Origin of the sequence: Halomonas sp., from assembly GCF_031581305.1 — a bacterium.
Classification (GTDB): domain Bacteria; phylum Pseudomonadota; class Gammaproteobacteria; order Pseudomonadales; family Halomonadaceae; genus Halomonas.
The window spans coordinates 7,251-7,612 of record NZ_JAVLBC010000158.1; the positions used below are offsets into that span (position 1 = coordinate 7,251).

Below are 362 nucleotides of genomic sequence, written 5' to 3' on the forward strand. Positions count from 1 at the left end.
TGACGAGCGGTAACCGCGCAGCAGAGCATCGTCACGCCACGGCGCCATGCGCGGGTCTGAAAGGAAATCCCGGTTGACCTGCGTCTTGCCGGTTCGAATCGCCATCCCGGTAGGGCCTTGGCCGCGCGCATTATCCGCCCAGCTGATGGCGGCGCGTGCGAGATATCCCTCCTCGAATCCGGACGCGGCCACCGGGCTCACGGTCTTCGCTTCGTTCTGCAGCGCGAAGCCGACCCACGCCAGGCGGTACCCGGCCAACTCAACGCATACCCGGCAAATGTTCTGCAGCAATTCCGCTTCCTGTTCTGCGTGGACCAGTTTGGAATTGACGGTGCTCAGTACCCGCAATGCGCGATTCACCC

Annotated in this window: 1 protein-coding gene; it reads right to left on the reverse strand. The window is 63.5% G+C overall.

The annotated features are described in order from the left end of the window. On the reverse strand, positions 1–362 hold a 362-nt coding region (locus RI841_RS12535; RefSeq protein WP_310705942.1), incomplete at both ends, for a GAF domain-containing protein.